A 13,314-nucleotide genomic window follows, 5' to 3' on the forward strand; every position below is an offset into this window, starting at 1 on the left:
ATGAATGCTGAAGACGCCTTGAAACTTGCTCGCCGGTTTATCGGGTTGCCCCTGGACAAGCGCCGGATGTTCCTGGCGGCGCTGGACAAGGAGGGCGTCGAGTTCAGCGGTTTCCCCATCCCCCAGGGCGTCGAAGCCGAAGATCGCCAGGCCTTGTCCTACGCCCAGCAGCGCATGTGGTTTCTCTGGCAACTGGAGCCCGGCAGCGCGGCCTACAACCTGCCGGGGGCGGTGCGGCTCAAGGGCGCGCTGAGTCTGCCGGCGCTGGAGCAGGCCTTCGCCAGCCTCGTCGCGCGTCACGAAACCCTGCGTACGGTGTTCCAGCGTCAGGCGGACGATAGCCTGTTGCAAGTGCCGACCTGCGCGCCGCTGCTGATCGAGCAACAGGATTTCAGTGCCTTGCCGGTCGCCGAGCGCGAACGGGCGGTGGCCGAGGCGGCGCAGCAACAGTCTCTGCTGCCGTTCGATCTGGCGGTCGGGCCGCTGCTGCGGGTCAAGCTGCTCAAGCTCGACGAGCAGGAACACGTGCTGTTGCTGACCTTGCACCACATCGTCTCCGACGGCTGGTCGATGAACGTGCTGATCGACGAGTTCATTCGCTGCTACGACGCCCATGAAGCGGGGCAGTCGCCGCAACTCGCGCCGCTGCCGATCCAGTACAGCGACTACGCCCTGTGGCAGCGCCGCTGGCTCGAAGCGGGCGAGCAGGCGCGGCAACTCGAGTATTGGCAGGCGCTACTGGGCAGCGAGCATCCGGTGCTCGAACTGCCGACCGATCACTCGCGCCCGGCGATGCCGAGCTATCGCGGCAGCCGTCATGAATTTGCCATCGATGCCGCTTTGGCGGAGCAACTGCGCAGCACCGCCCAGCAGCATGGCATCACGCTGTTCATGCTGTTGCTCGGCGCGTTCAACGTGTTGTTGCATCGCTACAGCGGCCAGTCCGATATCCGCGTCGGTGTGCCGATCGCCAACCGCAATCGCGATGAAATCGAAGGCCTGATCGGCTTCTTCGTCAACACCCAGGTGCTGCGCACCGAACTGGATGGGCAGACGCGGGTTGCCGATTTGCTGCGCGCAGTCAAAGAGACCGCGCTCGGTGCCCAGGCCCATCAGGACCTGCCATTCGAGCGTCTGGTCGAAGCCTTGAAGCTGGAACGCAGCCTCAGCCATACGCCGCTGTTCCAAGTGATGTACAACCATCAGCCACACGTAGCCGACCTCACCACGGTCAGCACCGCGTCCGGGCTGGAACTCGGCATGCTCGACTGGCAGGGTCGCACCACCCAGTTCGACCTGACCCTGGACACCTACGAAAAGGCCGGCAAGCTGCACGCCGCGCTGACGTACGCCAACGACCTGTTCGAAACGCCAACCATCGCGCGCATGGCCCGGCATTGGTTGCGTTTGCTGGCGGCGATGGTCGCCGATCCGTCGCAACGCATCGGCGAATTGCCGCTGCTCGACGCCGACGAGCACAACACCCTGGTGCACGGTGGCAATGCCACGGCCCAACGCTATCCGACCGATCGCTGCATGCATCAACTGATTGAAGCCCAAGTGGCGCGCACCCCGGATGCTCCGGCGTTGTTGTTTGGCGAACAAAGCCTGAGCTACGCCCAACTCGATGCCCGCGCCAACCGCCTGGCCCATCTGTTGCGTGAGCGCGGTGTGCGGCCGGACAGTCTGGTGGGGATCTGCGTCGAGCGTTCGGTGGAAATGGTGGTCGGCCTGCTGGCGATTCACAAGGCCGGCGGCGCCTATGTGCCGCTGGACCCGGAGTACCCGCAGGATCGTCTGGCCTACATGATCGAAGACAGCGGCATCGCCTTGCTGCTGACCCAGCGCTCGCTGGCGGCGGGGCTGCCAACCGCTGGTGTCAGCGTGATTTTGCTCGATCAGCCGGCAGGCTGGCTCGACGGCTACAGCGAGCATCGCCCCGAGGTGACGGTTGATCCGTTGAGTCTGGCCTATGTGATCTACACCTCCGGCTCCACTGGCAGACCCAAGGGCGCGGGCAACAGTCATGCGGCACTGGTCAACCGCTTGTGCTGGATGCAGCAGGCTTACGGCCTGGATGACAGCGATGCGGTGTTGCAAAAAACCCCGTTCAGCTTCGACGTGTCGGTGTGGGAGTTCTTTTGGCCGCTGATGGCCGGTGCGTGTCTGGTGGTGGCCGCGCCGGGCGCGCACCGCGACCCGCTGCAACTGATCGATATCATCAACCGTTACGGCATCAGCACGCTGCATTTCGTGCCGTCGATGCTGCAGGCGTTTATCCATGAGCCGGGCGTGGGAACCTGTGAAGGGTTAAGGCGCATCGTCTGCAGCGGCGAAGCCTTGCCGCTGGACGCGCAGAAACAGGTCTTTGCCAAACTGCCGAACGCCAGCCTCTACAACCTGTACGGGCCGACCGAAGCGGCCATCGACGTGACCCACTGGACATGCGTCGACGAAGGTGCCGATTGCATACCGATCGGTCGGCCGATCGCCAACCTGCGCACCCACGTGCTCGACGCCCAATTGGCGCCGGTGCCGTACGGCGTGTCTGGCGAGTTGTACCTGGGCGGGGCGGGGCTGGCGCGCAGTTATCACCAGCGCCCGGCGCTGACCGCCGAGCGTTTTGTGCCGTGCCCCTTCCATGGCGGCGCGCGCCTGTACCGCACCGGCGACCGGGTGCGCCAGCGTGCCGACGGGGTGATCGAATACCTTGGCCGCCTCGACCATCAGGTCAAGCTGCGCGGCCTGCGCATCGAACTGGGTGAAATCGAAACCCGCCTGATGCAGCACCCGCTGGTGCGCGAGGCGGTGGTGTTGGTGCAGGACGGCAAGCATCTGGTGGGTTATCTGGTGCTGGAGAACACCCATCCGCACGAGCAGTGGCAGCAGGACGTCAAAGCCTGGCTGCTGGGCAGTCTGCCGGAATACATGGTGCCGACCTACCTGATGCCATTGGCCAGATTACCGGTCACCGCCAACGGCAAACTGGACCGCAAGGCCCTGCCGCAACCGGACGCCGCGCCGCAGCAAGCATTCGTCGCGCCGCAGGATGCGCTGCAGATCGCGCTGGCTGAAATCTGGCAGGACGTCCTCGGGCTGGAGCGGGTCGGCCTCGAAGACAATTTCTTCGAGCTGGGCGGTGATTCGATCATCTCCATTCAAGTGGTGAGCCGTGCGCGACAGGTCGGTATCGGCATCAATCCGCGTGATCTGTTCCAGTACCAGACCGTGCGCAGCCTGGCCTTGGTTGCCAGCCTTGACCATCACAGTGCGGTGGATCAGGGACCCCTCACCGGCGATGCCCTCCTTGGACCGATCCAGCAGCAGTTTTTCTCGCGACCGATGAACGCCCGTGAGCACTGGAACCAGTCGCTGTTGCTGACCGCTCGCGAGCCATTGAATGAGCAATGGCTCGACGCGGCGCTGACCTGCGTGATCAATCATCACGATGCCTTGCGCCTGCGCTTTGTGCCAGGTGCGGACGGCTGGCAGCAGAGCCACGGACCGTTGCAGCAAAGCGCTGGTCTGTGGCTGCGCGCTGCCCAATCCGCCGAGCAATTGAAGGCGCTGTGCGACGAGGCGCAGCGCAGTCTCTCCCTGCAAGAGGGGCCGCTGTTGCGTGCCATGCTGGTGAATCTGACCGACGGCAGCCAGCGGCTGGCGCTGGTTATCCACCACCTGGTGGTAGACGGTGTGTCGTGGCGGGTGTTGCTGGAGGATTTGCAGCGGGCTTACGAACAACTGGCGGCGGGTGGCGGCGTGACCTTGCCGGCCAAGACCAGTGCGTTCCAGAGCTGGACCGCGCGCCTGCACGCCGAAGCGTCGCGCTTTGACGATCAATTGGCCTACTGGAAAGCCCAGCACCAGGGCGCGCTGGACCTGCCGTGCGAGCGGCCCCAGGGCAGCCTGGAAAATGTCCACGGCGCGAAGATCGAATGGCGTCTGGATGCCGAACTGACCCGACAATTGCTGCAACGGGCGCCTGCGGCGTATCGCACCCAGGTCAACGATCTGCTGCTGACCGCGCTGGCCCGCACCCTCAGTCGCTGGAGCGGGCAGCCGGGCACGCTGATCGAACTGGAAGGTCATGGCCGTGAAGCGCTGTTCGATGACGTCGACCTGACCCGGACGGTGGGTTGGTTCACCAGCCTGTTCGCGGTGAAGCTGACGGCCACCGACGATCTCGACGGTTCGATCAAGGCGATCAAGGAGCAACTGCGCGGTGTCCCGGACAAAGGTTTGGGTTATGGCGTGCTGCGTCATTTGGCGGCACCTTCGGTGCGCGCCGAACTGGCGGACCTGGCGCCACCGCGCATCACGTTCAACTATCTCGGCCAGTTCGACCGGCAGTTCGATGAGGCGGCGTTGTTCGTGCCCTCCAGCGAAGGCAGTGGCGTCGCCCAGGACCCGACGGCACCCCTGGCCAACTGGCTGACCGTGGAAGGTCAGGTCTATGGCGGCGAACTGGCGATGAGCTGGGGTTTCAGCCGTGAGATGTTCGACCGCGCGACCGTGCAGCAATTGGTCGATCGATACGCCATTGAGCTCAAGGCGCTGATCGAACATTGCGCTAACCTGGTCACGCCGCAAGCCACGCCGTCGGATTTCCCGATGGCGCCTGTCACTCAGGCGCAACTCGACGGGCTGCCGGTGCCGGCCGGCCAGCTCGACGATCTCTATCCACTGTCGCCGATGCAACAGGGACTGTTGTTCCACACCCTCTACGAGCAGGCCGACGGCGAGTACGTCAACCAGTTGCGGGTGGACGTGCAAGGCCTAGACGTCGAGCGTTTCCGCGCGGCTTGGCAGGCCACCGTCGATGCGCAGGACATCTTGCGCAGCGGCTTCGTCTGGCAGGGAGAATTGCAGCAGCCGCTGCAGCTCGTCCACAAGAAGGTGCAATTGCCGTTCACGGTGCTGGACTGGCGCGAGCGTAGTGACCCGTCGCAGGCCCTTGCCGCGCTGGCCGACACCGAGCGCGCACAAGGTTTCGATCTGAGCCAGGCGCCGCTGTTGCGCCTGGTGCTGGTGCAGACCGGCGCCGGGCAATGGCATTTGATCTACACCTATCACCACATCTTGATGGACGGCTGGAGCAATTCGCAGCTGCTCGGTGAGGTGATGCAACGCTACAGCGGCCGCACGTCGGCCAGCGCCGTCGGGCGTTATCGCGATTACATCGCCTGGCTGCAACGGCAGGACGGGCAATTGAGCGAGGCGTTCTGGAACGCTCAACTGGCGACTTTGCAGGAGCCGACCCGCTTGGCGCGCGTGATCTCCGCCAGCGAAATCCACAGCGGTCATGGCGATCACTTCCAGACCCTGGACGTCCCGCGCACCCAGGTCCTGGAACAGTTTGCCCGCCAGCAGAAAGTCACCCTCAACACCCTGGTGCAAGCGGCGTGGCTGTTGTTGTTGCAACGCTATACCGGGCACGACTGCGTCGCCTTTGGCGCCACCGTGGCCGGGCGTCCGGCGGACTTGCCGGGCATCGAGCAACAGGTCGGCCTGTTCATCAACACCTTGCCGGTAATCGCCGCGCCGCGCCCGGATCAATCGGTCGCTGCCTGGCTGCAAGCGGTGCAGGCGCAGAACCTGAGCCTGCGCGATTTCGAGCACACGCCGCTGGCTGACATCCAGCGCTGGGCCGGGCAGGGCGGCGAAGCACTGTTCGACAACATCCTGGTGTTTGAGAACTATCCCGTCGCCCAGGCCCTGCAAGAAGGGGCCGGGCATGGCGTGGTGTTCGGTGAGGTCACTCACCAGGAGCAAACCCATTACCCGTTGAGCGTTGCGGTGACCATGGGCCAGAGTCTGGCGCTGCACTACAGCTTTGACCGGGCGCATTTCAGCGCGGCGACCATCGCCGGCATCAGCGAGCATCTGTTGCAACTGCTGGAACGCTTCGCCGAATCGGCGCTGCGCAACCTGGGGGAAATCGCCTTGGCCGGCGCCGAGGAGCAGGCCCGGCAACAGGCGGCCAACCACCCGCAGCCATACCCGACCGACATTGCCGTACACCAGCGCATCGCCCATCTGGCGGCGCTAAACCCGCACAGCACGGCGGTGATCTTTGACGGTCAGCGTTTCAGCTATGGCGACATCGAGCGGCGAGCGAACCAATTGGCCCACGCACTGATGGCCCATGGTGTGGGCCCGGAAACCCGGGTCGGCGTGGCCTTGCCGCGCAGCGAAGGGGTGATTGTCGCGTTGCTGGCGGTGCTCAAGGCCGGCGGAGCTTATGTGCCGCTGGACACCGGCTATCCCCGTGAACGCCTGGCGTACCTGATCGAGGATTCAGGGCTGGCGTTGTTGCTCACCGACTCCAGGGTGTCAGCGCAGTTGCCGTTGGAAGGCGCCGCCCAGGTGCTGGAACTCGATCGCCTGGACCTGAGTCTGCAACCGCTGAGCGCACCGTCCGTCCAGATCGACCCGCAGAACCTCGCCTACGTGATCTACACCTCCGGTTCCACCGGTCATCCCAAGGGTGTGAGTGTGGCCCATGGTCCGCTGGCGATGCACTGCCAGGCCATCGGCGAACGCTATGAAATGCACAGCGGCGATTGCGAATTCCATTTCATGTCCTTCGCCTTCGACGGCGCCCATGAACGCTGGCTCACCAGCCTGACCCACGGTGCTTCGTTGCTGATTCGCGATGACAGCCTGTGGACCCCGGAACAAACCTGCAACGCCATGCGCGAGCACGCTGTGACGGTGGTGGCGTTCCCGCCGGTGTACCTGCAACAACTGGCCGAACACGCCGAGCGCGAAGGCAACCCGCCGAAGGTGCGGATCTATTGCTTTGGCGGCGATGCGGTGGCCAACGCCAGTTTCGAACGGGTCAAGCGCGCCCTGAATCCAGACTTCATCATCAACGGCTACGGCCCGACCGAAACCGTGGTCACGCCGCTGATCTGGAAAGCGGGTCGTGACATGGTCTGCGGGGCTGCGTATGCGCCCATCGGCAGCCGCATCGGCGACCGTAGCGCCTACGTGCTGGACGCCGACCTGAACCTGCTGCCTCAAGGCATGGCCGGTGAGCTGTACCTGGGCGGCAGCGGTCTGGCCCGGGGTTACCTCAACCGTCCAGGTTTGACGGCCGAGCGGTTTATCGCCGACCCGTTCAGTGCTGACGGTGGCTTGCTGTACCGCACCGGCGACCTGGTGCGCCAGCGCGCCGACGGCACGTTCGATTACCTGGACCGCATCGACAACCAGGTGAAGATTCGAGGTTTCCGCATCGAACTGGGAGAAGTCGAAGCCAGCCTGCAAGCCCTTGATGGCGTGCGTGAAGCGGTGGTGGTCGCCCAGGAAGGCAGTGCCGGCAGCGGCAAGCGTCTGGTGGCCTATGTGGTGGCCGATGAATCAATGACCCCGCGTGCCGATTTCACCGAGCACCTGCGCGACCAACTCAAGGCCACCCTGCCGGCGCACATGGTCCCGGCCTATCTGCTGCTGCTCGAACGCCTGCCGCTGACCCCCAACGGCAAGCTCGACCGCAGGAACCTGCCCAAGCCTGACGTCAGTCAATTGCAGCAAAGCTACGTGGCACCGCGCAGCACCCTGGAGCAGCAACTGGTGTCCATCTGGCAGGACGTGCTCAAGCTCGGGCAAGTCGGCCTGCGGGATAACTTCTTCGAACTGGGGGGCGATTCCATCGTCTCGATCCAGGTGGTCAGTCGCGCTCGTCAGGCCGGTATTCATTTCACCCCCAAAGACTTGTTCCAGCACCAGACCATCGAAGCGTTGGCGGCGGTGGCGCGTCTGGGTGAAACCACGCATGTCATCGATCAAGGGCCGGTGAGCGGTGAGCTGACCCTGCTACCGGTGCAACGGCTGTTCTTCGAGCAGGCGATCCCTGAGCGTCAGCACTGGAACCAGGCGGTGATGCTCAAGCCCGCGCACGCTCTGGATGCCCGTGTACTGGCGCAAGCCTTGAGCGCGCTGGTGGTGCATCACGATGGTCTGCGCTTGAGCTTCAGCGAACGCAGCGAGGGCTCGCGGGCCGCTTACCGGTCCCCGGCCAGCCACTGCGCAGACCTGCTTTGGACTGTGGACGTGCCTGACACTCAGGCGCTGGAAAACATTGCCAACCGCGCGCAACGCAGCCTGGACCTGCAAGACGGGCCGCTGCTGCGGGCGGTGCTGGCGACGTTGGCCGATGGCAGTCAGCGGCTGTTGCTGGTGATCCATCACCTGGTGGTGGATGGCGTGTCGTGGCGGATTCTGTTCGACGATCTGCAAAGCGCCTACCGGCAACTGGCCGACGGCGGGATGCTGCAGTTGCCAGCGAAAACCACCTCGGCACAGGTGTGGGCCGAACGTTTGCAAGGTTATGCCCGTAGCGCGCCGTTGCAGGACGAACTGGCCTACTGGCAGGCCCAACTGGAGGGTGTCGATGGGCAGTTGCCGCTGGACAATCCCCAAGGCGGCCAGCAGAACCACCTCGCGCTGACGGTACGTACCCGGCTCGATGCTTCATTGACCCGCCAACTGCTGCAAGACGCGCCCAAGGCCTATCGCACCCAGGTCAATGATCTGCTGCTCACCGCGTTGGCCCGGGTCATGGTGCGCTGGACCGGCAGCGACAGCGCGTTGATCCAGCTCGAAGGCCATGGCCGCGAAGCGTTGTTCGATGACGTGGACCTGACCCGCACCGTCGGTTGGTTCACCAGCCTGTACCCGGCCAGACTGACTCCGTCGACGGACCTGGGGAGCTCCCTCAAGCAGATCAAGGAGCAGTTGCGCTCGATCCCCAACAAAGGCCTGGGTTTTGGTGCCTTGGCCCATCTGGCGGATAGCCCGACGCAGGCGCTCCTGGCCCGGCTGCCGGTACCGCAGCTGACCTTCAATTACCTCGGGCAGTTCGATGCCAGCTTCAGCGAAACGCAAGGTGCCTTGTTCGTACCGGCCAGCGAAGGCGCCGGCGATGAATTGAACGCCCAGGCGCCGCTGTCCAACGTCCTGGCGCTTAACGGCCAAGTGTTTGGCGGCGAACTGAACCTGGGCTGGACCTTCAGCCGCGAGCAGTTCAACGAAACCACGGTCCAGGCCCTGGCCGACGATTACGCCCGCGAGCTGCAAGGCTTGATCGAACATTGCTGCCATGGCGAGCATGGCGGCGTGACGCCGTCGGACTTCCCCCTGGCCCACCTGAACCAGCAGCAACTCGATGGATTGCCGGTGGCGACGGCGCAGATCGCCGACCTGTATCCGTTGTCGCCGATGCAACAAGGGATGCTGTTCCATAGCGTCTACGGCGACGCCACGGGCGACTACATCAACCAATTGCGCCTGGATGTTGAAGGCCTGGAGCCGCAACGTTTCCGTCAAGCCTGGCAGGCGGCGGTGGACGCCCATGACATCCTGCGCACGCGGTTTGTCTGGCAGGGTGACCTGCCCGATCCGGTGCAGATCGTCAGCAAACAATTGGACTTGCCTTACCGCTTACATGATTTGCGGGACGATGCGCAGCGCGATGAAACCTTGCAGGCCCTGGCCGAAGCCGAGCGCCGGCAGCTGGACCTGAGCGCGCCGGCCCTGTTGCGACTGCTGATCGTGCGGCTCGATGAGCAGCGCTACCAGTTGATCTATACCCACCACCACATCCTGATGGACGGCTGGAGCAATTCCCAGTTGCTGGGGGAAGTGTTGCAGCGCTACAGCGGCCAGAGCGTCACGGTGCACGGCAGTCGTTACCGCGATTACATCGCCTGGCTGCAACGCCAGGATGGTGCCGCCAGCGAAGCGTTCTGGAAACCTGCGCTGCTGCGCCTGGAGACGCCGACGCGTCTGGCCGATGCCATTGCGAAGTCCGGGGAGGCCGACACGGGCTATGGCGATCACGTGCAGGTCCTGGACGAGACGTTGACCCGACGCCTGGAAGCTTTCGCCCGCGCCTCGAAAGTCACCGTCAACACGCTGGTGCAAGCCGCGTGGCTGCTGCTGTTGCAGCGCTACACCGGTAAAGACACCGTGGCCTTCGGTGCGACGGTGGCCGGTCGCCCGGCGGACTTGCCCGGTATCGAGCAGCAGATCGGCCTGTTCATCAACACCCTGCCGGTGATCGCCAGCCCCCGGGCCGAGCAGTCCCTGGACAGTTGGCTGCAAGCGGTGCAAGGGCAAAACCTGGCGCTGCGCGAGTTCGAGCACACCGCGTTGCTGGATATCCAGCGTTGGGCCGGGCAGGGCGGTGAAGCGCTGTTCGACAGTTTGCTGGTGTTCGAAAACTACCCGATTTCCGAGGCCCTGGAGCAAGGTGCGCCGGACGGTTTGCGCTTCGGCGCGGTGGCCACTCAGGAGCAGACCAACTACCCATTGACGCTGTTGGTGGGCCTTGATCGGCAGCTGTCGGTGCACATGAGCTACCAACGGGCTAGTTTTGAGCCCGCCACCGTGGCGCGACTGGCGGCGCATCTGACGCAACTGTTAGGCCAGATGACTGCCCATGGCGAACGCTGCCTGGGTGAACTGTCGATGCTGGAGTTTGATGAGCATCAGCGCCTGACCCACGACTGGAATCCGCTGGACGCGCCGTTCGAACAAAACCTGTGCATCCACCAGATGATTGCTCGGCAAGTTGAGGCCACGCCGGACGCCCTGGCGGTGACCTTCGCCAACACCCGACTGAGCTACAGCGAACTCGATGGCCGCGCCAATCGCCTGGCTCACAAGCTCATCGAAATGGGCGTCGGCCCGGAAGTACGGGTGGGCGTGGCGATGCCGCGCTCCGAGCAGTTGTTGATTGCCTTGCTGGCGGTGCTCAAGGCTGGCGGCGCCTACGTGCCGCTGGACCCGGATTACCCGGCCGAGCGCGTGGCCTACATGCTCGACGACAGCCGCGCGCGGGTATTGCTGACTGAACAATCCGTGGCGGCGACGCTGACCGTGCCGACCGAAACCGCTGTGCTGATGCTGGATCAGCTCGACCTGGCGCACTATCCATTGAGCGCGCCGCCCACAGCCGTGACGCCCGACAACCTCGCCTACGTGATCTACACCTCCGGTTCTACCGGCCAACCCAAGGGCGTGGCGATTGCCCATCGCAACGTGCTGGCGCTGATCGACTGGTCCAGATCGGTCTACGGCCGTGACGACATCCAGGGCGTGCTCGCTTCGACCTCGGTGTGCTTCGACCTGTCGGTGTGGGAGCTGTTCGTGACCCTGGCCAACGGCGGTTCGCTGATCATCGCCCGCAACGCCCTGGAGCTGCCGCAACTGCCGGCCCGCGACCAGGTGCGGCTGATCAACAGCGTGCCGTCGGCCATCGCCGCGTTGCAGCGCAGCGGTGAGATTCCGGCCAGCGTGCGCATCATCAACCTGGCCGGGGAACCGCTGAAGCAAAGCCTGGTGGATGCGCTGTATCAACAGCCCATCGGTGGGAGAGAGCCTGTGCAAGCCGAACCTGTGGAAGCAAAGCCAGTAGGAGCAGAACCAGTAGAAGCAGAGCCAATAGGAACAGAGCCAGTAGAAGCAGAGCCTATGGGAACAGAGCCTGTGGGAGCAAAGCTTGCTCGCGATAGCGTCCTATCGGCTGGCCCATGTGTAGCTGACCCACTGCCATCGCGAGCAAGCTTTGCTCCCACAGACTTTGCTCCCACAGACTTGGCTTGCACAGGCTCAGCTTCCACAGACTTTGCTCTCACAGACTTGGCTTGCACAGACTTGGCTCCCACAGAATTAGCACTCACAGGCTGTGCTTCCTCAGACTGTGCTTCCACAGGCGCACTCCCTCATGGGATTCAACACGTCTACGACCTTTACGGCCCCTCGGAAGACACCACCTATTCCACCTGGACCCGCCGCACTGCCGGCGGCACGGCGAACATCGGCCGGCCGCTCAAGCACACCGCCAGTTACCTGCTGGATGCCGACCTGCAAGCGGTGCCCCAAGGTGTCTCGGCCGAGCTGTACCTGAGCGGTGCGGGCATCACCCGTGGCTACCTCGGCCGCGCCGCGATGACCGCCGAGAAATACGTGCCCAATCCGTTTTCCACAAATGGCGAACGCTTGTATCGCACGGGTGACTTGAGCCGTTATCGCACCAATGGCGTACTCGAATATCAGGGCCGCATCGACCATCAGGTGAAGATCCGCGGTTTCCGTATCGAGTTGGGAGAAATCGAAGCACGGCTGCTGCAACAACCCCAGGTGCGTGAAGTGGCGGCGCTGGCCCAGGACGTGTCGGGCGGTCAGCAACTGGTGGCCTACGTGGTTGCGCCGTCCCTGAACCTGGAGGTCACCGAGGAGCAACGTGCACTGCGCGATGAACTCAAGGTCAGGCTCAAGGACCACCTGCCCGACTACATGATCCCGGCCCATCTGCTGTTCCTCGATCAATTGCCGCTGACCCCCAACGGCAAGCTCGACCGCAAGGCCCTGCCGGCTGTGGACGCTGGCTGGTTGCAGGCCGGTTATGTCGCTCCGGTCAGCGAGCTTGAGCAGCAGGTCGCGGCGATCTGGGCACAGGTGCTCACGGTGCAGCGCGTGGGCCTGAACGATCACTTTTTCGAGCTGGGCGGTCATTCGCTGCTGGCGGTCAATGCCGTCTCGCGCATGGCACTCGAACTGGGGTTGACCCTGACCCCACAGCTGATTTTCCAGCACCCCGTCCTGAGGGATTTTGTCGCGCAACTGCACAGCGGGGACGCGCCAATCAATGAACAGAAACTCAACAAGCTGCAAGCCCTGCTTGATGAAATGGAGGAAGTCTGATGGACAAGAGTGTTGCTTTGACGATTGCCAAGCGCTTTATCACTCTGCCGCTGGACAAACGTAAGCTGTACCTGGAGAAGATGCTCGAAGAGGGCGTCTCGCCGGCCAATCTGCCGATTCCCCAGGTACGTCTCGGGTTCGAACACATCCCGCTCTCCTACGCCCAGGAACGTCAATGGTTCCTCTGGCAAATGGATCCCCACAGCTCGGCTTACCACATCCCCAGTGCCCTGCGCCTCAAAGGGCAACTGGACGTGCCGGCCCTGGAGCGCAGTTTCAACGCACTGCTCGAGCGCCACGAAAGCTTGCGCACCACCTTCAGCGAGAACGGCGAACAGACCGTGCAGGTCATCCACCGGCATATGCCCCTGGGCATCGCGGTCCAGGCCTTGACCGCCGGTCCGTCGGCCAGCCAGGACGACGACATCAAGGCGTTCGTCGAGGCTGAAACCGCACGCCCGTTCGATTTGCGTCGGGGGCCGTTGCTGCGGGTTTCGCTGTTGAAAATCGCCGAGGACGACCACGTGCTGGCGCTGATCCAGCACCACATCATTGCCGATGGCTGGTCGATGCAGGTGCTGGTGGATGAACTGGTGCGTC

2 protein-coding genes (1 of these 2 cut by a window edge) are annotated in these 13,314 nt (G+C 63.9%); both read left to right on the plus strand.

Annotated features, from left to right (window positions below; genetic code table 11):
* Positions 1-12,714: a non-ribosomal peptide synthase/polyketide synthase gene (locus MA884_RS22150; RefSeq protein ID WP_256232516.1), complete on the plus strand. Its 12,714-nt coding sequence runs from the start codon at positions 1-3 to the stop codon at positions 12,712-12,714.
* Positions 12,714-13,314: the start of a non-ribosomal peptide synthase/polyketide synthase gene (locus MA884_RS22155; protein ID WP_256232517.1), read on the plus strand. It continues 14,414 nt past the right edge of the window; 601 of the gene's 15,015 nt are visible here — the first part of the coding sequence; the start codon lies at positions 12,714-12,716; its stop codon lies off the right edge, out of view. Before MA884_RS22150 ends, MA884_RS22155 begins: the two co-directional genes overlap by 1 nt.

The organism is Pseudomonas sp. Q11, from assembly GCF_024494355.1.
GTDB classification, from domain to species: domain Bacteria; phylum Pseudomonadota; class Gammaproteobacteria; order Pseudomonadales; family Pseudomonadaceae; genus Aquipseudomonas; species Aquipseudomonas hefeiensis.

Excerpts from the sequence above, each read along its gene's own strand:
- MA884_RS22150 (WP_256232516.1), top strand. The coding sequence starts at position 1 with ATGAATGCTGAAGACGCCTTGAAACTTGCTCGCCGGTTTATCGGGTTG.